Source organism: Bacillus sp. ok061 (assembly GCF_900108285.1).
GTDB classification, from domain to species: domain Bacteria; phylum Bacillota; class Bacilli; order Bacillales; family Bacillaceae_G; genus Bacillus_A; species Bacillus_A thuringiensis_S.
Window position 1 is genome coordinate 1 of record NZ_FNUW01000032.1, and the last position, 21,395, is coordinate 21,395.

Below are 21,395 nucleotides of genomic sequence, written 5' to 3' on the forward strand. Positions count from 1 at the left end.
GTAAAAATATCCAATAAACATCATTTTAAATAAAACGATAGGATGGATTGACGGACGTCCATTGTTTTCACAGTAATAAGGGCGTAACTTCTCTTCAATAAAATCAAAACTAATTGTCGCTTCGATCGCACGAAGGAAATGATCTTGTGGAACCAACTCTTCTACAGAAACAGATACACGTTCATCACGATGATTTTTTAAAGCACCCATCATAAAAAATCTCTCCTTTACCTCTTTTTATCAGTGTTGACACATAAAAAGAGGTTCAGACACAAAAACAGGCTGTGGAGAAGACTTTCTCCACAGCCTGAAAAAGGAGTCTAGTTTTTCAACTAGACTCCTTTTTATTCTGTTCCTTTATATCCATCAACAGCTCAATAATTTTCTCATTTTGCTCTACCTGTTTCTCTGAATTTTTATAGATGAAACGAACCCATCTAAGTGCAAGAATAATAAGAAACAAAGGGAGCATTGAAATTAGAAGACCAATAATTGAAAAATTCGTATACATATACCTCACCTCGCTATACACCCTTTTCTCCATTTCTCTACTAAAACCTGCAATTTTTTACAAATAAAAAAGAACCTATCAAACGATAGATTCTTTTTTTGCAAACTGAGTAGAGCGTCCTCTCGTAATCGAGAAAATCGCGCAAAGCAGTGCTAATATAATAAAGCCACCGCCTACCCAAGCGTTATATATAACAGATGATTTTTCAATAACAACTCCGCCTACTGTTGAACCGAGTGCAATTCCTAAATGAAGCGCAGAGTTATTTAAACCTTGCTGGATACCAGCTGATTCCGATGCAATTTCAATTAAATAATTTTGCTGTGCTGGTGAAATCGCCCAGCTCAGCATACTCCAAAGTCCCATCATAATGATGAAGAGCGGGAATGAGAATGTCATTAATGGCAACATGAAGATTGCACATGCAAATACGATAATAATCGAGATAATACTTTTCTTCGATCCCCATTTGTCAGCAAGCCAGCCACCAAAGCCGCCACCAATTACTGCTGCGATTCCGAAAATGAAGTAAAACACACTAATCCAATTTGCTTCAACATGCATGACATCTTTTAAAAACGGTGTTAAATATGCATACAATGTTAAATGCCCCGTTAAAAACAAAAATGATGTTAACTGTGCACTTACAATTTTTTTATCTTTTAAAGTAGCAAGTTGTTCTTTTATTGATAATACCGATGTCGGTGGTACTTTCGTTAAGAACAATGAAATACAAGCAATTGCCATAACTGTTAATATCGAAATTAATACAAATGGCGCACGCCATCCGTATGCATTTCCGAGTACAAGACCAAGCGGTACTCCAAGTACAAGTGATCCACTAATTCCCATAAAAATGATTCCAATTGCACGCGCACGAAAATGCGGTTCTACTACACTAGAAGCAAGTGTTACCGATAGTGCAATAATTAATGAACCACTCGCCGCACAAATAACCCTTGAGAACATTAGCATTCCGTAATTCACACTAAATGCCGAAATAATATTTCCGATTAAGAAAATCGATAATGCTCCAACATACAATTTTTTTCTTTCAAACTTCCCTGTCAAAGCTAATAAAACTGGACCTGACAAAGCAAATACTACTGAAAATATTGTTATAAGCTGACCAGCTGCGCTAATAGATACTCCTAAGTCGTTGGCAACTAAGTCAAGCGTTCCTCCTATAATTAGCTCAACCGTTCCGACTACGAAAGCCGCGATAGCTAAAATATAAACACGAAAATTCAAGTCTTTCCCCACGCTTTCTATTTTGGTTACTACGACTATAGTAACCAAAATAGAAACTGGACGCAAGTACAATTTTTTTACAGTAAAAAAGGTAGGCGTATTATACGCCTACCCTTCCATCATTCTGTTTCTTTCTTCTTATTCAAGTACCAATACACCGGAAGTCCCGTAAAGACAATTCCAATTGATAAGAAACAACTTACTGGATCGTTAATAATCGCACTACCGATTACAAAGAACGAACCTAAAATCGCAACGATTGGTACGATTGGGAATAACGGTACACTATATGCACGCTCTTTATTCTTATTACGTTTCCTTAAAATGAAGACACCAATAAACGTCATTACATAGAAAATATAAATAATGAATACGGAAATCTCAGATAGCTTATTTGGATCACTAATAATCATTAAAATAATTCCTAAAATGATTTCAACAGTAATCGCATTTGCTGGTGTTTTAAATCTCGGACTTTCCTTTGCAATAAATTTAGCAAATGGAAGTTGTCCACGTTCTGCCATAGACATTGGAATACGTGGGAACGTTAAAATCTTTCCATTTAAACAACCGAAAATAGAAACGATAATACCGATACTAATAATTTTCCCACCATATTCTCCAAGTAACATACCAGCAGCTGTCGCTGTTGCATTTTCTCCAAGGTCTACAATTTTCGCTGCTGGTAATACATTTAATAACGCCAAGTTAATCAATACGTAAGCAGCTGTTACGATTAAAATCCCCACTGTCATTGCTTTCGGTAATAACTTTGTTGGATTCTTCATTTCTCCACCAATCGAAGCAAGTAAAATCCAACCGTCATAAGCAAATAACGTTGCTAAAATTGCCATACCGATACTTTGATTTTCCGATATTGGCACAACTACGTTAAAAATATCGCTATTCCCTTTCCAGAAACCTAGCACAACAATTAACACAATCGGAATCATCTTCCCAATTGTCGTGATTGTTTGAACGATACCTCCGTATTTTGTTCCCATACTATTTACAACGCCAAGGAACACAACCGTTCCAATTGCGATTGGTAAATTCCATACTTTATCTAAATAGAAAAAATTAATCATTAAAGAACTAAAGTATAAACCTAATGTTCCGATAATAGCAGGTCCATAAACAATTGTTTGCATCCAACCTGATAAATATCCCCAAAAACTTCCGTAAATCTCCTCTAAATACGTATACAACCCACCATTTTTCGGGATTTGCGCTCCAATTTCAGCTACTGTTAAACCACTTGCTAGCGTCAACAGACCACCAATTACCCAAGCAAGAATGGCCATATTAGAACTCCCCGAGTAATCTAATACGCTCCCTGGTTTCATAAACACACCAGATCCAATAATCGTTCCTACTACGATAGAAAGTGCTACCGTTAAACCAATTTTGTTCTTCTCATCATGATGCATGCTGCGTATCCTCCTTCCAATCCTAGTGTGATGCAAAAATGAAATAAAAAAACACTCCTCCCTAAAAAGGGACGAGTGTTGTATTCGTGGTTCCACCCTTGTTTCAATTCGTAAAGTAACACACTTCACCAATTTCTCAAGTCTAAATAACGGTTTTTGCCGGCAAGCAATTACTAGATGTTCGTTCACTGCTGCAGTTCAGAGGTGGTAATCTATTTTTCCGTATTAGGAAGCTCACAGCCAAAGGCTTCCCTCTCTGGGAATCGTAAAAAATTAATCGTGTCCTCATCATCACTTCTTGATGTCGAATTTTGTAGTTATTGTTCATTATATTGAATTGTTAGAAAAAATCAATATATTTTTTTATATAACATAGGAAATATTTCTCTTCTTATATTATAACAAAAGATACAAAACTTCTCTATTTCTCTAAAAATGGTACAATCCATTTAGGAGGTGTACCAATAATGATTGCTTTCTTTTGTATCATCGCTACGTTTCTTTCTGTTCTATTCGCTATCATGCATCGGCACAAGTATCCTGGTTATAGCGTTTTAGCGGTAGCTATTATACCCACTCTTTCCTTCTACGTATTGGGTAAATATCAATATACGGAAGTGTTTATCGGTTTTGCAATCTTCTACTGCGTCTTTGGATACATACTAACAATGAAAAAAATTTTATTGAATCATTAAAAGGGACCGATTTCTGCTGACAGAAATCGGTCCTCGCACGTACCTTCCGGTTGCCCACACGAAAGATACGACTTCACTCAATTATTTCTCATCTTTTTTCATAAAAAATTTGTGATGTGGAAGATTCACATTCAACGCCTCTAATTGTTTCTTTTCATTCTCTAAAATCGCTTTCGCTTTTTCTTTCGTTGCCTCATCTAATCCCGCAAAGATGTCTTCATGCTTCTCTTTCTCTGGAAGTTTTACATCTAGTTTTATTAATGCTTCTTTTGCTTGTTCATGCGTTAATTTTCCGGACTTTTCTTGTTCAAAAATTGACTTCACTTTTTCTTTCGTTGCTTCATCTAAGTCAGCAAGGATGTCTTTATGCTTACCCTTCTCTGGCATTTTCACGCCTAACTTTGTTAATTCCTCTTGTGCTTGTTCACGTGTTAATTTACCGGACTTTTCTTGCTCTAAAATCGACTTCGCTTTCTCTTTCGCCTGTTCATCTAAGTTAGCAAACATGTCTCCATGTTTACCTTTCTCCGGCATTTTCACGCCTAGCTTTGTTAATTCCTCTTTTGCTTGCTCATGCGTTAATTTTCCAGACTTCTTTTGCTCTAAAATCGACTTCGCTTTTGCTTTCGCCTGATCATCTAATCCTGCAAACATGTCTTTACGCTTCTCTTTCTCCGGAAGCTTTACACCTAGTTCCTCTAACTGTTTCTTTGTATCGTCCATAATTGTTTTTACTTTTTGTTTTGTAGCGTCATCCAAATCCTTTTTCGCCGTTTTTGTAGACTGTTCAGCTGCTGGAGTATTCGTTGCCGCGAATGCCGGAATACCGACTCCTCCAATGATTCCGAATGATAAAGCACCTGCAATCGCTAAATACCCAACTGTTTTCTTCTTCATAGGAAATTTCCTCCTTCATATTTCTAAAGCATGTACACTTTCGTATACAATGCCAATAGTAATGTTGGTTTCTTAAAATTTCCTTAACGATGCAAATAAAAAACACCGCTCGTAATGAGCGGTGTTTCTCTATGCTTTTTGTAATTGTAACTCTTCACGTTCCATTATTTTTCTTAATACAATTGTTTGTGTCATTGTAAATAAGTTACCTGTTATCCAGTACAATACAAGTCCTGATGGCGCCGCAAACCCCATAAATAGAATCATTGCCGGCATCATAATTTGCTGCATTTTTAGCATCTGTACTTGTTCTCCAGGTGTAATATTAGATTGGAAAACTTTCATCTGAATAAATGTCGTTAACGCTGCAATAATCGGTAATATATGATATGGATCTGCATGTCCTAAGTTCACCCATAAAAACGAAGATGTGCGAATCTCTTCCGTTCTACTAATCGCATAATACAAAGCAGAGAAAATCGGCATTTGTATAAAAATTGGCCAGCAACCAGCAAGTGGATTCCAACCGCCTGATTTCATTAGTTCTGACATTTCTTTTTGATACTGCTTTTGTTTTTCAAGATCTTTGCCTACATCACCGTACTTTTTCTTTAACTTCTGCAATTCAGGTTGCATTTTCTTCATTTTCGCTTGGCTGCGATATTGCGAAACAGCTAATGGAATCATTGCTGAACGAATAACGAGCGTCATAATAATGATGGCAATCCCAAAGCTAGCTCCAGGTATATGATGAGCGACAAATTGAATCATAAACGAGATTGGATATACAAAATAATGATCCCAAATCCCAGTACTATGTGCATCAATTGGGGCCGCATTACTGCAACCAGATAAAACAAAAACAAGTAATAATGATAAACTAACGAGCACAGCTCGGTATGATTTTAACATGTTCATTCCTCCAATGTTTCGTAATTATTTAGCGAAACATTGATGTATACGGACCGACCTCGTCATTCTCTTCACTTGATTCTTGTCTGCGTACAGAACGAATCATTCCATATTTATAAAAAATAGAAAATAGCGGTACATTTCCCGCACTATCTTCACATGTATCAACTAACGTAAAAGCTCTTTGTCTACCGCTTGATGCTTGTTGACGCACAAAGCGAGAAACATTAGCAAGGAAGAAAACTTCTAATAAACAAAGTGCCGTCGTTACAAACGATATATATAAAATTGCATCCTGCAATAAAAATTCCATCGCTTCACATCCTTAATAAGGTCATTTTAGCACATTAGGCAAACATTCTCTATTTCCTTTTATTTTCAAAAAAAGTATTTTGCATATTTTCTCAAGAAAACAATAATTAAGAAACGTTGTATTCGCTTTCTTTAGTATATTCACGCACATCAATGAATAGGCTTGATTTATTAGAAATTTATAAAATTTTTGCATTATAATAAAACTATTGCCAGTTTTTGAAAAAACCTTTATTCTCTTCTTGTAATCAAAAATGAATATGGAGATGAAACATACTATGGGTCAACTAGGAGACGCCGATTACGTTCCCGACACCGCCTTTTTATCCTTCCCAGCAGCTAAAACATTTCATTTAGAATTTATGATTCAGTTGGTTGTTATTTTTATAGCTTCTATTTTGTATGCAATTTCTATGAATATGTTTTTTATCCCGCATAATATGATTAGCGGTGGATTCGCTGGTGTAGGGATGATTATCGGTTATTTAATGCACTACAATATCGGTGCACTTATCTTTTTACTAAACATTCCTCTTCTTATTTTAAGTCACTTTTACTTAGGCAAGAAGACAACCTTTTTAACAGCGTACTTTGTAGCTGTGTCATCTTTAGCGATGAACATTATCCCGGTACACCAAGTTTCAGACGATATTTTACTTTCTTCTGTATTCGGTGGTGTTATCTGCGGAGCAGCTTCAGGAATTATATTCCGATTTGCTTCTTCAACAGGTGGTTTTGATGTTGTTGGATTGATTGTAGCGAAATATCGAGATGTTTCAATTGGAGCAATCATATTTGTATTCAACTTAATCTTACTTGTCGCAGCAGGTTTTATTTTCGGATGGGATATTACACTTTATACGTTAATTAGTCGATTTGTAGTCAGCAAAGTTATCGATGCTGTGCATACGAAACATATTAAATTAACGATAATGACTATTACAGAAAAAGGCGAGGAAATAAAAAGCGCACTACTACATCACGGCATACGCGGGGTGACAATGGTAGACGCTGTCGGCGGCTATACAAACCATAAGAAAAAAATGATTTACACTGTCGTGACTCGCTATGAGTTAGGCGAAATGAAACGTATTATCCGTCAAGTGGATAACAAAGCATTTATGAACATTACTGAAACAGTTGAAATTGTCGGCCGTTTCAAACGTATATAAAAAAGGTTAATACATTAAAGGGCATAACATATTAGTCATATATACTATGTTACGCCCTTTGTTATTCAACTAACGCACCCTTTAGCATAATAAAATCACGAAGTTTATTACTACAAATCGGAGGATAGCATTCCATATACAAAACTATCTGTCCATTCATTTTCATTCCAAAAATCTTGTATGAAATGGGCTTCCTTTCTCATGCCTATTCGTTCACACAATTTTTTTGAAGCTGTATTACGTGCATCAAGATTAGCTTGTATACGATGTACATTACATTCATTAAATAATTTAAATACCAAACTACTTACTGCTTCTGTTGCCAAACCTCTTCCAGCTACTTCATTTGAAAAACTATAACCAATCTCAACAGTGTCCTTCATATTTGTGTACCATACGGATAAATCACCAACTACTTTAGTCTTGTATATAACTGCCAAACTTAATATTGATTCTTCAGTAAGTACATTGTTTGCTAGCTTCTTATTAAATCTTTTCTGCCTGTCTTCATGAGTCCACTTATTATGTAATAGGAACTTACATGTATCATCATTATTATAAATAGCAAATACATCCTGTAAATCAGTACTCTTAAAAGGTCTAATTATTAATCTTTCTGTTGTGATCTCCAAGTTAGCTCCCCTCCCTTACATTCATGCTACAAAACATTTTTTATTATATTTAAGCCTCCTTCTTAGATCTCACCTTGATTACATATTTCATCATAATAAATTAAAATCCTTCTTCCACTAAACTGCATTGTTAATAGTATTTCCTTGCGCTTTTTATTTTTTACACTTATTACAAAATCAGATAATTCTATTATTATGTCCCTAAATGTGTTATAATGAAATCAGACTCACAAAAAAAGAGTATATAGACTTGGAAGTTTCTCTTATTTTACAAGCAAAAAGAAACGAGCAGTCGGGTATATTTCAGACACCATACACGTAACGGTTTAAACAACCGATCATCTTAGTTACTCTTCAATGATCTTTTTATAAAAAGATACGTACAATTAAAACTCACTTCAATATACTATACCTACCTTTTTGACTTCCAAATCATCTTATTACATAGGGAGATGAAAATATGAATCAATATATACGATATACAATAGCTGTCCTGTTTGCTATTATCGGCGGTACGATTTGTTTCTGGACAAACACACAGCTTGGAGAGAATATCATTTTTAATGGAATCGAAACACTTGTAAGCGCTTCAATTTTAGGCGGATACATTTACTTCCTCTTCAATCCAGAAGAAAATGCTCAGAAAACAATGTTATTAACAATGATTGGAATCGTTGGTGGATGTATTTCCTACTCAATGACAAACTATACATTACCACTTCAATTAAGCTCAGCTTTCTTCCACGGTCTATGGACTTGGTTCATTGCATTCTGCTTAGCAGACGTATTCAACCTATTACAAGACAATGAAGAAGATAGCGGTCGCCAAATTGAAAGTAACTCTTAAGCTGGAAGGAATTCTTCCAGCTTTTTTATGTTGGTTTGCATACACCGGCACTACAATAAAAAGAAGCTACCCAACGGCAACTTCTTTTCCACATACCCCACTTCGTATTCACTAAAATATATCAACGATTTTTCAAATATATCGATCGTTTCTCCACTTATATCAACGATTTTTTCATTATATCGACGATTCGGCACAAGATATCGATTTAACGACAACCTTAGACATCCAAAATGCACAACATACCCTATCCCCCAAGCAACTTACTGCCGAACTCTACGATTAAAAAGATAATTAATAGGATCGCGAGTATCTTTAATGCTACATATGCCACTTTAAAAACAACATAAATGAGCAAGACTATCAAAATAATTGATAAAATTTCCATATTTACTTCCTCCAAGCTGTGCTCTTCTTATCTTATTTTACTCGCCCTAGGCTGTTTATGGAACGGCATAAGATGACATATAAAAAAGAGGATACCTCACCCATCGTAAGATACCCTCTCTTTCAGCTGCTCCAACCATTCTCTTTCTAATTGTAAATATCCCATCTCACTCTTCTCGGCACTCTTTAATTCTTTATCAGCTTTCTTCATATAAATACGGGACGCTTCCATATTGCCCTCTAAATATTTAATAATTCCTTGTGTACGGTAATATCCGTTTAGGTCCATTTTTGTAATGGCCTTTGCATGTTCCTTTGCTTCTTGCAAAGAAAGACTGTCCATCTGATAAAGGGCTTTATATAAAAGGTACCAACTATGAAAACTACTAACGAAAAACTTATTTTCTTTCGTTACAGGTAGTTGAACAATTTGTTTTATATACGGTATCGCTCTTTCCATTCCCTCTTGATCCGCACGAGCAAAAAAGACGAGCATAAGTCTACTCATTATCTCTCTTATGCCTTTATTCTCTTTTATTTTTTCCTCACTAAGTTCTACTAATCTTTCATCCCAATCTTTCGGTCTTTTATAACTAAATAACTCACTCGATATTTGAATCTCATATAAATGATTTCTAGCTCTTTCATCATCTTTAATTAAAATAAGAAATTGCATCCCATCACTCATAAGTGTTCCTTTTATCGGCACAATTGTAACTGCAAAGATTGCAAAATGGAAAAAGGAAAAATATAAAAGATATTGATAATAACTTACCATGTATATGTAACCGGAAGTAATACCAAATAGTAAACTCGTAATGGGTCCACCTAAAGTGAGCCAAGCCCATTTTTTCGAAAGGTTAGGTGTCTCTATAGAAGGTGGTACTAGTGTTGCAACGCCTCCAAAGTACGCCAATAATTTATTTTCTCGAATGCGTAATTTTCCTTTTTCTTTTTGAATAGTAATGGGTCCTACTGTCATAAATTTAAATGTCAAACCAACTATTACACCAAATACTACATGTCCTAACTCATGAATGGCTAACACTAACAATGCAATTCCAACTATTGCCCATAGGTTCAAAATTACTTCTAATTTCCCAGTTCGGATTACTCCGTATAAAATGGACAGAATTAGCGCCACTGTCATTGAGCCAGCTGGCCTTCTTAAAATATCCACCTTTTTCTCCCCTTAATAAATCATTTTTCTCTGCATTTCGTACATGAACTTCCCGAGATGCAATATCCAAATAAATGAGATTAAACCAATTAACACAAAATCGATATCACTAGCAGCTGTATATATAACGGCAGCCCACCATACATATGCCAATATTGTATTCGTAAATTCATACGCTTTATATCCAGCCTCATGCACAATGTGCTTTAATCCTTCATCTGCGTTTTTCGTCCACATTTTCATAGATTCCATATACGTTACACCTTGTTCAGGATATAGCTTATTATAACGATTTTTTGTTATGAGCCCGATAATCACTACAGTAGTTAAACAAACAATAGAAGCTACTAAATTCCACACCGCAAATGAAACATTAGTATCCTGCAACAGTGCACGTCTACATGTAATAACTGCATATACAAACCATGCCTGCGTCACTATATCACCTACACGTAAATATATACTTATAATGCCTAATTTTCTGCCTTGTACGCTCTCTTCTTCATCGCGTGCCTCCGCTAACATACGCGTATTCTTCCAAGTGTAGTACATCATTAAGATTCCAAAAATAGTACATATACCTATAAATGTATTGGATGATAATTTTCTCGGTTCATCCGAGAGTAAATTTAAAGCTATATAAGACGTTAAAAAGCCACCCATCATACTTAATGCTATTTTCCCCACAGAATCAAATTGTTTTTTTCGTTTACTCTTCATCATCCTCTTCCCCCTCCACTAACGTGAATATTTCCTCCACCGATACATTGAAAATTTGTGCGATTTTTAACGACAATACAATAGATGGTGCATAATCCCCACGCTCAATTAAACTAATCGTTTGCCGTGATGATCCAATCGCTTTCCCTAAATCCCCTTGTGATAAACGATGCTTTGCTCGCAATTCCCTCACTCGATTTTGAAGCTTCATGTCTTCCCTCTTTTTCATTTATTTAATTAAAATTGTAAATAATATCCTTATTTTTGTCAATTATAATTGTCATTTTGACGTTAATAATTGACAAAAATAAAGATGTATTATGATGGAAATAACCTATATAATGAATGTGAAATATTAAACAAAGGAAGTGACATATGAATAAAATATCTACTTTTTCCTATATTCTTACTAAGCTTACAGCGACTTTCTTGTTATTATCACTTATTAGCACGCTTCTCTTAACAACTAGTCAACAAACATTATATAGTTTCTTAGCTGGATTACGAGAACTACTATTTGTTCCCTTCGTTCCTATTCTTGCTGCATATGCAATTGTTTGTTCTATTTGTATCGATAAATTGAAATTAAAAACACATACAAGACTGAAGACAATATTACTTTATATTTTTTGCGGCTATTTATTTTTTCTTCCCTTCCTAATGTTTAAAGAAGCTAGTCTAATACAGTTCTTGTTACTCGGATCAATTGGAGCAGTATGTTCTCTTTCTTTCTTTTTATGTACAGTCATAGCAACAAAATTTAAGTGGGTACAATATTTCGTACCAAGCATTATGTTTATTATATTTATCACAATCAACTTAATAGATTTAGAAAGGTTTGGAACATCAAAAGAACAATGGGTCGAAACAAAAACAGATAACTCTTTCGAAGCATCTTTTCAACATTTTAGTGGTGAACATAAAGTCCCAATTGAACTAAAACGAGGTGACATATTAGAATTTACCATTGAATCACGAGCTGAAAATTCGAATGGCTACATGGGAGACGTAAAAATGGCTAGTGAATTTCAAGAGGAAGAAAATTACTTAGCTCCAGCTGGCCCTAATACATATCATTTCGCGGCAATTAAGACAGGAACTTATTACATTATAGTTAGCGGAAATCAGCTAAAAGGAAAGTTAAAAATAGATTGGAATATAAAGTAAAACTTTAATCAGCCCTCACCAATCGGGCTTTTACGGGCAGCAGGGCCCCCACCTAACTTCTTTGCCTCCGCTGAATTTTGAGGCGGGGGTCTTACTGCCCGGCAAATAGCGGGATAAAATAAAAAAGGCAGTGCTTTTGCACTGCCTTCCTAAATTCTGACATAGAATGGATTTCATATTAGCTTGCGTTTTGTAGTAATACTCGTTTTAACTGCTTACGGAAACGAATACTTAACGTAACCGCTACAATCACAATCACTCCAAAAATGATTTTACCGATATGACCTTCTAACACTCCAAAGATATCATGTAAGTTTCCACCTAACCAGTAACCACCGATTAAGAAGAATGATACCCAAAATAGAGCGCCTGAATAAATTGTAATGGCAAAACGACGGAATGGTAAATTAATAATTCCTGCAAAGTATCCTGTGAAATGACGTACACCAGGAATAAAGAAACCAATAAAAATCAGGAAGTACCCATACTTATCAAACCACATTCTCGTTAAATCAATTTTTCTTTGTGTTAAAAATACGTATTTTCCATACTTTTGAATGAAAGGCATACCTAATTTATTTCCTAAAAAGTATTGAATCGTCATTCCTACACTTGTCCCAATAAAGGATAGAATGATTAAAATCGGTAAACTTAAATCACCCTTCTGCGCTAAAAATCCCGCATATGCTAATGTCGGCTCTCCCGGAAACGGAAGTGCAATATATTCTAACAGCAAGCCAACAAGTACAACATAGTACCCGTATTGCTGAAATAATTCATGAATCCATTCCATGTCATCTCTCCTTTCAATCACGTACAACTTCTTACTATTATTGTATAAAAAAATTGTCGAAATAACTATCACAATAGCTTACATTTTTATTACATTTTTGTAAGGGTCACACTAATGATTTCCGTTCTTTATTAATTAGTAAAAATCATTTTTCAAGTCGAAATAGCGAAAAGGCGCATTAATAACATGCAGATTTTATCCATTTTTTAGCACTAAAAAACCTCTCTTATTTTGTTCTCAATAAAAAACCATCACAAACTCATGCTAACTTCATATTAGCTTCATATACGTATTGTAAGATTATATCGGAATTTGTTGAAAAATTTAACCAATATATGACTAAGCATTAATTTGAATAAATATAAGTCGTTTTTCGAAATTGAAAAAAGGGTGAATACGAAATGGAAGCATATAAAATGCACGATTTTATTAATACAAATGTTGAATCTCATCAAAATGAAACCGTTTTTAATTTACAAATCTGTGAAACAAGTGAATTTGACGTAAGTTTAACAAAATCTACAACACTATCTTTTATCGTTTCAAAAAAGAATATTAAAATTGTCACGAAAAAATGGATTAATTCAAATCAAGAAAGCATGATTGGCAAAAGCTACATCATTCCAACAAAAGCTTTTCATTATTTCTTACCAATCATCTCTGAAAATGAAGATGAGCTAAATATTCAAGTTCAAAGTTTTGGACTACGTGGTGAGCTTTTATTAAATGAAAGATTACTTATTGATAACAACAAACACAACAGCAAAATCACTACATTCTTTGAAACATTAGATGAAAATGTAAATAAAGCATTACGAGGATTACAACTTCATTGTATGTAAGACTCTTACGATAGTAAAAGGAGAATAACAATGAAAAAATTATTATTAAGCGCACTTTTATCATTAGGATTTTTAACTCTTCCATTCGCTAGTGCAGAGGCAGCTACAACGAAAGATCAATTAATCGTAGACACTCAGTTAAATAAAATGGATTATTATCAGGATGGAAAATTTATAAAAAGTTTTACTGTCGCTACTGGAAAAGCTGCAACACCTACACCTAAAGGCACTTTTCAAATCGTAAATAAAATTAAAAACCGTCCTTATTATACAGGCAAAATTAAAGGCGGCGATCCACGTAATCCACTTGGTGACCGTTGGCTCGGATTAAATATGGCAGGAACTTACGGAACAACTTATGCGATTCACGGAACTAACAATAATCAAGCAATCGGCAAAGCAACAACACTTGGTTGTATTCGTATGTATAACAATGATATACACTGGTTATTTGAGCGCGTTCAGCAGCAAGCTACTGTCACTGTAAAATAGCCCAAAAACAAGATTTATGTGTAGCCAAGAATTTTATGTCTTGGCTTATTTTATTTATTCATTTACAGTAGCAAAACAACTGTATTTACATATATAATAGGAATAGATTTGATTAGCTGATATCTAAACATTGATAAACGTAGATATTAAAATTATACAGTTATAATGTTTTATAAATTTTATAATACATACTATAATAGAACTACTGTAATTCTGAACTATTCAGTAACACTAAACTATTCCCCTTGCTACCTTCATGATTATTTTATAGCGGGGGCTTATTATATGTATAAACAATCTGAGTCACTCGAAAAATGATGAATTCGAATATTGCAGTAAAAAGCGTTATTTAGGAGGTGTTACTATGACGCATATACTGGTGATTGAAGACAACCCAGATATACAAGAACTAATTCGTGAATTTCTAATGGCACAAAACTTTACTGTTGATGTAGTTGGTGCTGGAACAGAAGGTATTCTTCTTTTCCAAAAAAATTCATACGATCTTGTCCTCCTCGATGTAATGTTACCAGATATAGATGGCTATAGTATTTGTAAAATTATGCGAGGACAATCTGATGTACCAATCATTATGTTAACAGGCTTACATAATGAAGAAAGTGAAATTAAAGGATTTGAGTTAGGTATTGATGACTATATTACGAAACCGTTCCATTACACTGTATTTATTAAGCGTGTAGAGGCTGTATTAAGAAGGGCAGCAACGAAGGAAGCAGAAGCTGCAACTATACTACAATTCCATGAATTGATGTTAAACTCTACAGCATATGCAGCTTATGTTCATGGTAATCAAATTGAATTGACAACAAAAGAATTTGAAATTATTTATACTTTACTGCAAAATCGAGGAAAAGTATTATCAAGAAGTGATTTGTTGAATAAGGTATGGGGCTATGAACATTATGGTGATGTAAGAGTTATAGATACACATATTAAAAACTTAAGAAAAAAATTAGGAATTACTTATATTAAAACGGTGAAAGGCATTGGCTACAAAATCGAATCGTAGCAAAGACAACATCACCAAAAATATTTTCATCAAAACCTTATTATTTTGTATTCTTTTATCACTTTGTCTTTATCAAATTATTTACTTTCTAGCTTCAAACTACGATAAAGAACGTTTTGCGAAAGAAAATGGAACGCCGACTACAGAACAGGCGGATTTAGATAAGCAAAACAATCAAAGTAAAACGAATCAAAATAAAGCTGTGTCAGAGGGAAGCATTTCCAATTTCCAATCTTCTATTATAGATTATAAATCTCTTTCTACAGCTATCAATCACCTTTTGCAGCCTAGCCAAACTGCAAAAGCAAAAGAACATACACAAAACCTTTCGGGGAAAAATAGCACTTCTAATCCGCTTACAGAAGCAGAAAAGAAAGCCGCTAATAATGATGCCTTACATACACAAAATGCAGCAAGTAAAACAAATGATACAAATGATAATCCAAAGTTAGCAGATGCGTTGCAGCAATTAGCTCCACATATTGGCGCGACAATGCTTGCATTATCACTACTCGGATCTTTAATTTATACAAAACTAATTGCCAAACCTTTTCAATATATGAGCGATGCTTTAAAAGATATTATGAATCTTGATTTCTCAGATAAAAAGCTACTTAACAAAAATACAGATCAAACAGATTTTAATTTGCAAGTAGCCGCTTCACAAGTACCAAATATTGTGAAGAATTTACATGCAAGCAATCAAGATTTAAGAAATGAGCTCAAAAAGGAACAACAATTAGAGCAATCTCGTAAAGAATTTATGTCTATGGTATCCCATGAATTAAAAACACCAATCGCAGCGGTTATGGGACAACTAGATGGCATGATTCACGGAATTGGAGCTTATAAAGATAGAGATAAATATTTAAAACGTTCCTATGAAATGATGCAAGACATTAACATATTAACGGAAAAAATGTCGGAATTATCCAAAATACAAAACCCTCAATTTAAACCGAATTTAGAAGTCATTTCTTTATCTAATATTATTGAGGATGTTATGAAGAAAGTAGATTACTTTGTATCTGTAAAACAATTAAATGTACAATCTAATATTAAACACGACGTACAAATTTTAGCTGATCCTAAATTTATTCAAACTGCTATTTTTAACATTATTTCAAATGCAATTCATTATACAATTGACCATCAGCACGTATATATAAAGCTTTATGAAAAACCAAACGGTTACGCATTAGAAGTATTAAATACAGGTTCACAAATTGATGAAGATAAACTTGCTCATTTATTTGAGCCTTTCTATCGTGCAAACCCTGATAAACACGGTTTAGTACAAGGTAGTGGTCTTGGATTATATATCGTGAAACAAATATTAGATAAACATCAGTTTCCTTACGGGATACAAAACACAGCTCAAGGTGTAAAATGCTCTATTGTATTCCCAAAAGCAATGTAACATTCGCTATAATTACATACCCCAAACTCATACTTCATGTGTGAGTGGCGGAATTTTGTAGAGTGTCTTACTCTGTTTCGTTCGCCCGTTATCCTTATTTGGATAGCGGGCGTTTTTTATTACTTAAAAGGAGGATTTTTCATGGATAAGTTTAAATATTCATTGCTCGTTTTATTCGGTGCTTGCAGCTACGGCATACTCTCAACTATTTTCAAACTCGGATTCCTAAGTGGATTTTCAGCACATCAACTATTAGGAGGACAATATGTCTTCGGATGGATTGGACTATTTCTACTCGTTCTTTTCTTTTCACGTCATAAAGTAACAAAAAAACAATTCTTTTCATTACTAACCGTCGGAACAACAATGAGTATGACTGGAATTTTCTACGCTATTTCTGTAGAAGAGCTACCCGCATCTATCGCTGTCGTCCTACTCTTTCAGTTCACTTGGATTGGTGTCATTATCGAAGCAATTGCAAATCGAACATTTCCAAGCCGCGATAAGATCATATCTATCCTTATTTTATTTGCTGGTACATTGTTTGCAGGTGGTATATTTGAAGGCCTCGGACAAAGTTTTTCTACGAAAGGGATTATCTTTGGACTATTAGCTGCTGTCTCTTTTTCATTCTATGTTTTTGCAAGCGGACGCGTTGCTACAGATGTTCCCCCTTATACGAAAAGCTTTCTTATGACAACAAGTGCGACTCTTATCGTATGCCTATTCTTCCCGCCGACCTTTTTAACAGATGGTGCCCTGCAAGCTGGTCTATGGAAATATGCTTTCTTCCTCGGATTATTCGGCGTTGTTGTACCTGTCATTTGTTTTTCAATAGGTGTACCAAAAGTTGGAACAGGACTTAGCACGATATTAGGTGCAGCTGAATTACCAACTGCTATTATCGCTTCTATTACACTTGTACATGAAGTCGTAACCTTCATGCAGTGGATTGGAATTATTTTTATATTGCTTGGAATTTTCACTCCCCAGCTGCTTACGGCTAGGAAAGAAAGGAAACATAATCGCGTGCATAGCGCTTGAAAAAAAATACAGAATTTATATAAAGTGAAACTTTAATCAGTGGGGGTTTTGTTCATCCCCCACTGATTATCAGCCCTCACCAATCGGGCTTTTACGGGCAGTTGATCCCACCTAACTTCTTCGCTTTCGCTGAATTTTGAGGTGGAGTCTTACTGCCCGTTAATGCGGGATAAAAATATAACTGCAATTAAAATAAGTAAATTTATCGGGAGGTATAAATGACTATTTTAAGCATCGTATTTTTTGCTATTATGTGTATCTTCTTCCTAATAAGATATATGAAAGAAAAGAAATTTTACGATTTACTTCTCATTCCCGTTTGTATATATGCAGGAGCAGTGAAAACTCCTTTCGTAGAGTACTTAAACTTTAATACTACATTTAAAATAACGTATGATATTGCAGCTATTATTCTTGTAATCCTTGCTGTACTTTTCTTTTTGAAAGATAAGAAAGAGAATCATACTACATAACAAAAGACCTTTCATTTACTTGAAAGGTCTTTTTCTCTATCTCATTTTACCGCTCCATACAGCTTCTCTATCTCATGCTCAATTTGTTTTACATCGATTCGCTCAAATAATGGCTGTACGCTATCAATTCTATTCGGCAACGTATTTTGCGGTTCCCAATTTCGTTTAACAATCGACAATGTGTTTCGAACTCTTTCACTTGAAAATGGTAAAAATGGTTCAAGGAGATTTACAAAATTAGCAATAAGATAAATACAATTATAAATCGTTTCTTCACATGAAACTGAATCATCTTCTCTTTCTTTCCAAGGCTGCCTCTCATCAAAATATTTATTTGCAAAACGTACTGCATCAAATATTGTCTCTAACGCCACTTTAAATTTAGTTTGCTCAATCGCCTCTCCTACATTTTTATATAGTCCTTCTACTTTATCTTTCAGCTCTACATTGATAGTTCCCTTCGGTACAATGCCATCATAATACTTTTCAATAAACTTTAATGTCCGGTTCACGAAGTTTCCATATGCCCCTAACAATTCACTATTATGACTGTAAATGAATTCACGCCACGAAAAATCAGTATCACGATTTTCTGGTGCATTTATCGTTAAAAAATAACGAATAGAATCTGGATCATAGCGTTCCAATATGTCTGGTACCCATACTGCCCAGTTTTTACTTGTCGATAACTTTCTTTTCTCTACTGTTAAATACTCATTCGAAACGATATGACGCGGGATTGCTTCCTCCCCTATTCCAAGTAATACCGCTGGCCAAATGATGGAGTGAAATGGAATATTATCCTTGCCGTGTACATAATATGTTTGCGCATCGCTATTCCAAAACTCATGATCATCTTTTCCTGTTTCTTCAGCCCAATGTTTACTCGCTGAATAATATCCTGTCACTGCTTCAATCCATACGTAAATTTTCTTATCTTCATACCCTTCTACTGGAATTGGTACCCCAATTGGTAAATCACGTGATACGGCCCTATCTAGTAATCCTTCCTTTACATATCTCTCTGTTAGTTGAATCGCATTGTCGCGCCATGTCCCTGTTTGTTTGGCAATTTCTACATCCCTTTTAATTTGCTCCTGAAATGTATGCAATGCGAAATAGAAATGCTCTGTTTCCTGTACGGATGGTGTACTACCACATAACTTACATTTCTTTTCTAACAAATCGAGTGGATCTAAAATAGCTGAACACGCATCGCATTGATCGCCTCTTGCTGCTTCATGGCAATGTGGACATATTCCTTCTACATAACGATCCGGTAAAAACTGCGTACACGTTTTACAGTACGCTTGTTCCACTGTTTTTTTATAAATATGTCCTTCTTCTAATAAACGTAAAAAAACATTTTGAACCGTTTCATGATGATGTTCGCTATCTGTACGTGTATAGCAATCATACGTAAAACCGAGATCACGAAAACATCGCTGGAATTCTTCATGGTACTTATTAGCAATTTCTTTTGCTGTCACACCTTCTTGTTTTGCTCTAATTGTAATCGGTGTTCCATTACAATCACTCCCTGAAACATACAGCACATCCTCACCTTTTGCCCGGTAATAACGTGCTAAAATATCTCCTGGTAATAAACTTGCAATATGTCCAAGGTGTAACGAACCATTTGCATACGGCCAAGCGCCTCCAATAAAAATACTCATCTTACATTCCTCCTTTTAAATATAAAAAAGCCCCGCCCTTATCTAAAAAAGATAAGGGCGGGGCTGTATAAACAGTCGCGGTACCACCTTATTTCGCTAATTACTCACATAATTAGCCTTAACAAGTACGGAGCTATATGCTCTTATACTGTGGTTTTGATAACGAGTACCAACTCTCGTCGCCGCCTACTATTATCATTTGATAAGTTCAGGACGAAGCTCAAAGGCCATTGTTCAAATGAATATTCTTGCTTCTTCTCAGCTACCGAAGCTCTCTGGAAAGAATGTGTTCATCCTACTTTTCCTTTTCAACGCTTTTACGTATAACAAGTATTGTACGACTTAATCACAGAAAAATCAAACTTTTATCCAGAAAGAAAAGGAAATCCCATCCCCCTGCCGAATAACTATACGTTCACAAAAGGAGTGATATGATTGAATCAAAAACAATTAAGCACACGTAATGAAAAAAGCTGGAATGCAGCTGCTTATGAAGCTTGGACGAATCGCCATGGAGCGCCAGCTGATTATGCAAAAAAGCTCATGAAAGACCCCGCGCGCGAAGTAGATCACTATTTACCTTACATACAATCTCCGAAAGGAAAACGTATTATTAATTTACTCGGGTCAAAAGGGAATAAGGCTGTCGCACTCGCCCTTTTAGGCTCTAACGTAACAGTTGTTGATATTTCAGCAAGTAATGCAAAATATGCAAATGAACTTGCGGACGCAGCAGGTGTCTCTATCCAGTATGTCGTCTCTGATGTATTAAATGTGCAGCTCTCCGAATCATTTGATATCGTATTGCTGGAACTTGGTGTACTCCATTACTTTCTAGATTTAAAACCGCTCTTTCAAAAAATTGCTACCATGCTTAAAGGAGATGGAATGCTTATCCTTCGTGACTATCATCCTGTTTACACGAAATTATTAGGAGTCGACCACCCATCATTTCAGGCCAATGGAAATTATTTTGATGAAGAATTAATTGAAGATGATGTTGCTTATAGCATCCTTCTTACAGAAGCACAGAAAGAATCGCTACCTAAAACAACCATCCGTCGCTGGACGTTAGGAGAAATTATTACAACGCTCGCGGAAGAACATTTTAAAATTGAAAAACTAGTTGAAGAACATGGATCTCATCAAAGATGGGTCTTTCCTTCTACTGCACCAGAAGGAATCGAAGGACGTATCCCTGGTCTATATACAATAATTGCGCGAGCATGCAAAAAAGGATCCCTTCACGGATAGGATCCTTTTTGCATGCTCGCGCATATAAGTTGAGGTTGGAGATTACCATAATTCTGTAGAATAGGACACAAGATATTTCAACATTTCGTCTCTGACTTACGTCGTCAAAAAGGGGTATGACCAACATAACGAAGAGTAATGTTTTAGTTGATACTGATAATCGTTATCAACTAATTAGAAGTATACATGATGTTATTTCAAATTTCAATAGCATTTCTAATATTTATTTATGGATTTTATGATATGCAAATGTATACA

24 protein-coding genes, 1 pseudogene and 2 other annotated features are annotated in these 21,395 nt (G+C 35.0%); of the genes and pseudogenes, 11 read left to right on the forward strand and 14 right to left on the reverse strand.

Going from position 1 to position 21,395, the window contains the following annotated elements; translation table 11 throughout:
- The 4 genes and pseudogenes from C4S65_RS28035 to C4S65_RS28050 form a co-directional block, all read right to left on the reverse strand.
- Nucleotides 1-213, reverse strand: a pseudogene (locus C4S65_RS28035) (IS5/IS1182 family transposase); the annotation flags it as partial.
- A 115-nt stretch (nucleotides 214-328) separates the two neighbouring features.
- Nucleotides 329-511: a hypothetical protein gene (locus C4S65_RS28040; protein ID WP_000288472.1), complete on the reverse strand. Its 183-nt coding sequence runs from the start codon at nucleotides 509-511 to the stop codon at nucleotides 329-331.
- 78 nt (nucleotides 512-589) lie between these two features.
- Complete coding sequence (locus C4S65_RS28045; protein WP_103945694.1) at nucleotides 590-1,834, reverse strand: MFS transporter; 1,245 nt, start codon at nucleotides 1,832-1,834, stop codon at nucleotides 590-592.
- 47 nt (nucleotides 1,835-1,881) lie between these two features.
- Nucleotides 1,882-3,192 (reverse strand): amino acid permease, encoded by a 1,311-nt coding sequence (locus tag C4S65_RS28050; RefSeq protein WP_000546310.1) that lies wholly within the window; start codon nucleotides 3,190-3,192, stop codon nucleotides 1,882-1,884.
- A gap of 64 nt (nucleotides 3,193-3,256) precedes the next feature.
- Nucleotides 3,257-3,493, reverse strand: a binding site (T-box leader).
- 166 nt (nucleotides 3,494-3,659) lie between these two features.
- On the opposite strand from C4S65_RS28050, the gene C4S65_RS28055 reads away from it, so the two are divergent.
- On the forward strand, nucleotides 3,660-3,887 hold the full coding sequence (locus tag C4S65_RS28055; protein WP_061666027.1) for a hypothetical protein: 228 nt from the start codon (nucleotides 3,660-3,662) through the stop codon (nucleotides 3,885-3,887).
- 81 nt (nucleotides 3,888-3,968) lie between these two features.
- Here the strand turns inward: C4S65_RS28055 and C4S65_RS28060 are convergent, their stop codons facing one another.
- The 3 genes from C4S65_RS28060 to C4S65_RS28070 all read right to left on the reverse strand — a co-directional run bounded on the left by C4S65_RS28060 (nucleotide 3,969) and on the right by C4S65_RS28070 (nucleotide 6,009).
- Nucleotides 3,969-4,784 (reverse strand): hypothetical protein, encoded by an 816-nt coding sequence (locus C4S65_RS28060; protein ID WP_086406367.1) that lies wholly within the window; start codon nucleotides 4,782-4,784, stop codon nucleotides 3,969-3,971.
- A gap of 129 nt (nucleotides 4,785-4,913) precedes the next feature.
- Nucleotides 4,914-5,696, reverse strand: coding sequence for a membrane protein insertase YidC (gene yidC / locus C4S65_RS28065; RefSeq protein WP_000920529.1), 783 nt, complete (start codon nucleotides 5,694-5,696; stop codon nucleotides 4,914-4,916).
- Between the two features lie 28 nt (nucleotides 5,697-5,724).
- The gene (locus C4S65_RS28070) at nucleotides 5,725-6,009 is read right to left on the reverse strand and encodes a hypothetical protein (RefSeq protein WP_086406366.1); all 285 of its coding nucleotides are present in this window, start codon (nucleotides 6,007-6,009) and stop codon (nucleotides 5,725-5,727) included.
- A 277-nt stretch (nucleotides 6,010-6,286) separates the two neighbouring features.
- Here C4S65_RS28070 and C4S65_RS28075 point away from each other — a divergent pair, with 277 nt between their 5' ends.
- On the forward strand, nucleotides 6,287-7,180 hold the full coding sequence (locus C4S65_RS28075) for a YitT family protein (protein WP_000530044.1): 894 nt from the start codon (nucleotides 6,287-6,289) through the stop codon (nucleotides 7,178-7,180).
- A 110-nt stretch (nucleotides 7,181-7,290) separates the two neighbouring features.
- On the opposite strand, the gene C4S65_RS28080 is transcribed toward C4S65_RS28075, so the two are convergent.
- Nucleotides 7,291-7,812: a GNAT family protein gene (locus tag C4S65_RS28080; RefSeq protein ID WP_086406365.1), complete on the reverse strand. Its 522-nt coding sequence runs from the start codon at nucleotides 7,810-7,812 to the stop codon at nucleotides 7,291-7,293.
- 460 nt (nucleotides 7,813-8,272) lie between these two features.
- Here C4S65_RS28080 and C4S65_RS28085 point away from each other — a divergent pair, with 460 nt between their 5' ends.
- Nucleotides 8,273-8,659: a DUF3938 domain-containing protein gene (locus C4S65_RS28085; protein ID WP_001077773.1), complete on the forward strand. Its 387-nt coding sequence runs from the start codon at nucleotides 8,273-8,275 to the stop codon at nucleotides 8,657-8,659.
- Nucleotides 8,660-8,906: 247 nt separating this feature from the next.
- On the opposite strand, the gene C4S65_RS28095 is transcribed toward C4S65_RS28085, so the two are convergent.
- The 4 genes from C4S65_RS28095 to C4S65_RS28110 all read right to left on the reverse strand — a co-directional run bounded on the left by C4S65_RS28095 (nucleotide 8,907) and on the right by C4S65_RS28110 (nucleotide 11,157).
- Nucleotides 8,907-9,047 carry a DUF3985 family protein gene (locus tag C4S65_RS28095; RefSeq protein WP_000404758.1) on the reverse strand — a complete coding sequence of 47 codons (141 nt, stop codon included), beginning with the start codon at nucleotides 9,045-9,047 and terminating at the stop codon, nucleotides 8,907-8,909.
- A gap of 96 nt (nucleotides 9,048-9,143) precedes the next feature.
- A complete protein-coding gene (locus C4S65_RS28100) occupies nucleotides 9,144-10,196 on the reverse strand; it encodes a site-2 protease family protein (protein ID WP_140337789.1) in 1,053 nt (350 codons plus the stop codon).
- Nucleotides 10,197-10,238: 42 nt separating this feature from the next.
- Nucleotides 10,239-10,946: a DUF3169 family protein gene (locus tag C4S65_RS28105; RefSeq protein WP_000837717.1), complete on the reverse strand. Its 708-nt coding sequence runs from the start codon at nucleotides 10,944-10,946 to the stop codon at nucleotides 10,239-10,241.
- Entirely contained in the window at nucleotides 10,936-11,157 is a 222-nt protein-coding gene (locus C4S65_RS28110) for a helix-turn-helix transcriptional regulator (protein WP_000776170.1), read from the reverse strand. Before C4S65_RS28110 ends, C4S65_RS28105 begins: the two co-directional genes overlap by 11 nt.
- A 164-nt stretch (nucleotides 11,158-11,321) precedes the next feature.
- On the opposite strand from C4S65_RS28110, the gene C4S65_RS28115 reads away from it, so the two are divergent.
- A complete protein-coding gene (locus tag C4S65_RS28115; protein ID WP_061666029.1) occupies nucleotides 11,322-12,113 on the forward strand; it encodes a hypothetical protein in 792 nt (263 codons plus the stop codon).
- Between the two features lie 178 nt (nucleotides 12,114-12,291).
- Here C4S65_RS28115 and C4S65_RS28120 read toward each other — a convergent pair whose 3' ends face one another.
- On the reverse strand, nucleotides 12,292-12,906 hold the full coding sequence (locus tag C4S65_RS28120) for a DedA family protein (protein WP_061666126.1): 615 nt from the start codon (nucleotides 12,904-12,906) through the stop codon (nucleotides 12,292-12,294).
- Between the two features lie 401 nt (nucleotides 12,907-13,307).
- On the opposite strand from C4S65_RS28120, the gene C4S65_RS28125 reads away from it, so the two are divergent.
- From C4S65_RS28125 to C4S65_RS28155, 6 genes are all read left to right on the forward strand, one after another.
- Nucleotides 13,308-13,748, forward strand: a complete 441-nt coding sequence (locus C4S65_RS28125) for a DUF3978 family protein (protein ID WP_000388768.1) — start codon at nucleotides 13,308-13,310, stop codon at nucleotides 13,746-13,748.
- 30 nt (nucleotides 13,749-13,778) lie between these two features.
- Nucleotides 13,779-14,240, forward strand: coding sequence for a L,D-transpeptidase (locus tag C4S65_RS28130; RefSeq protein WP_000735057.1), 462 nt, complete (start codon nucleotides 13,779-13,781; stop codon nucleotides 14,238-14,240).
- A 364-nt stretch (nucleotides 14,241-14,604) separates the two neighbouring features.
- Complete coding sequence (locus tag C4S65_RS28135) at nucleotides 14,605-15,270, forward strand: response regulator transcription factor (protein WP_000148834.1); 666 nt, start codon at nucleotides 14,605-14,607, stop codon at nucleotides 15,268-15,270.
- The gene (locus C4S65_RS28140; protein ID WP_000201955.1) at nucleotides 15,248-16,690 is read left to right on the forward strand and encodes a HAMP domain-containing sensor histidine kinase; all 1,443 of its coding nucleotides are present in this window, start codon (nucleotides 15,248-15,250) and stop codon (nucleotides 16,688-16,690) included. Before C4S65_RS28135 ends, C4S65_RS28140 begins: the two co-directional genes overlap by 23 nt.
- Before the next feature lie 141 nt (nucleotides 16,691-16,831).
- A complete protein-coding gene (locus C4S65_RS28145) occupies nucleotides 16,832-17,734 on the forward strand; it encodes a DMT family transporter (RefSeq protein WP_000357151.1) in 903 nt (300 codons plus the stop codon).
- 218 nt (nucleotides 17,735-17,952) lie between these two features.
- Nucleotides 17,953-18,207, forward strand: a complete 255-nt coding sequence (locus C4S65_RS28155) for a hypothetical protein (protein WP_061666127.1) — start codon at nucleotides 17,953-17,955, stop codon at nucleotides 18,205-18,207.
- Between the two features lie 41 nt (nucleotides 18,208-18,248).
- Here the strand turns inward: C4S65_RS28155 and metG are convergent, their stop codons facing one another.
- Nucleotides 18,249-19,883 (reverse strand): methionine--tRNA ligase, encoded by a 1,635-nt coding sequence (gene metG / locus C4S65_RS28160; protein WP_086790433.1) that lies wholly within the window; start codon nucleotides 19,881-19,883, stop codon nucleotides 18,249-18,251.
- Between the two features lie 50 nt (nucleotides 19,884-19,933).
- Nucleotides 19,934-20,204, reverse strand: a binding site (T-box leader).
- 114 nt (nucleotides 20,205-20,318) lie between these two features.
- Between metG and C4S65_RS28165 the strand changes: the two genes are divergently transcribed.
- Nucleotides 20,319-21,137, forward strand: a complete 819-nt coding sequence (locus C4S65_RS28165) for a class I SAM-dependent methyltransferase (protein WP_061666128.1) — start codon at nucleotides 20,319-20,321, stop codon at nucleotides 21,135-21,137.
- Nucleotides 21,138-21,395: the final 258 nt, after the last annotated feature.

What these genes read in the sequence shown, in the direction of transcription:
- C4S65_RS28040 (WP_000288472.1), bottom strand. Translation starts at nt 511, where the DNA reads ATGTATACGAATTTTTCAATTATTGGTCTTCTAATTTCAATGCTCCCT.
- C4S65_RS28050 (WP_000546310.1), bottom strand. Translation starts at nt 3,192, where the DNA reads ATGCATCATGATGAGAAGAACAAAATTGGTTTAACGGTAGCACTTTCT.
- C4S65_RS28055 (WP_061666027.1), top strand. Translation starts at nt 3,660, where the DNA reads ATGATTGCTTTCTTTTGTATCATCGCTACGTTTCTTTCTGTTCTATTC.
- C4S65_RS28060 (WP_086406367.1), bottom strand. Translation starts at nt 4,784, where the DNA reads ATGAAGAAGAAAACAGTTGGGTATTTAGCGATTGCAGGTGCTTTATCA.
- yidC (WP_000920529.1), bottom strand. Translation starts at nt 5,696, where the DNA reads ATGTTAAAATCATACCGAGCTGTGCTCGTTAGTTTATCATTATTACTT.
- C4S65_RS28070 (WP_086406366.1), bottom strand. Translation starts at nt 6,009, where the DNA reads ATGGAATTTTTATTGCAGGATGCAATTTTATATATATCGTTTGTAACG.
- C4S65_RS28075 (WP_000530044.1), top strand. Translation starts at nt 6,287, where the DNA reads ATGGGTCAACTAGGAGACGCCGATTACGTTCCCGACACCGCCTTTTTA.
- C4S65_RS28085 (WP_001077773.1), top strand. Translation starts at nt 8,273, where the DNA reads ATGAATCAATATATACGATATACAATAGCTGTCCTGTTTGCTATTATC.
- C4S65_RS28095 (WP_000404758.1), bottom strand. Translation starts at nt 9,047, where the DNA reads ATGGAAATTTTATCAATTATTTTGATAGTCTTGCTCATTTATGTTGTT.
- C4S65_RS28100 (WP_140337789.1), bottom strand. Translation starts at nt 10,196, where the DNA reads ATGACAGTGGCGCTAATTCTGTCCATTTTATACGGAGTAATCCGAACT.
- C4S65_RS28105 (WP_000837717.1), bottom strand. Translation starts at nt 10,946, where the DNA reads ATGAAGAGTAAACGAAAAAAACAATTTGATTCTGTGGGGAAAATAGCA.
- C4S65_RS28110 (WP_000776170.1), bottom strand. Translation starts at nt 11,157, where the DNA reads ATGAAGCTTCAAAATCGAGTGAGGGAATTGCGAGCAAAGCATCGTTTA.
- C4S65_RS28115 (WP_061666029.1), top strand. Translation starts at nt 11,322, where the DNA reads ATGAATAAAATATCTACTTTTTCCTATATTCTTACTAAGCTTACAGCG.
- C4S65_RS28120 (WP_061666126.1), bottom strand. Translation starts at nt 12,906, where the DNA reads ATGGAATGGATTCATGAATTATTTCAGCAATACGGGTACTATGTTGTA.
- C4S65_RS28125 (WP_000388768.1), top strand. Translation starts at nt 13,308, where the DNA reads ATGGAAGCATATAAAATGCACGATTTTATTAATACAAATGTTGAATCT.
- C4S65_RS28130 (WP_000735057.1), top strand. Translation starts at nt 13,779, where the DNA reads ATGAAAAAATTATTATTAAGCGCACTTTTATCATTAGGATTTTTAACT.
- C4S65_RS28135 (WP_000148834.1), top strand. Translation starts at nt 14,605, where the DNA reads ATGACGCATATACTGGTGATTGAAGACAACCCAGATATACAAGAACTA.
- C4S65_RS28145 (WP_000357151.1), top strand. Translation starts at nt 16,832, where the DNA reads ATGGATAAGTTTAAATATTCATTGCTCGTTTTATTCGGTGCTTGCAGC.
- C4S65_RS28155 (WP_061666127.1), top strand. Translation starts at nt 17,953, where the DNA reads ATGACTATTTTAAGCATCGTATTTTTTGCTATTATGTGTATCTTCTTC.
- metG (WP_086790433.1), bottom strand. Translation starts at nt 19,883, where the DNA reads ATGAGTATTTTTATTGGAGGCGCTTGGCCGTATGCAAATGGTTCGTTA.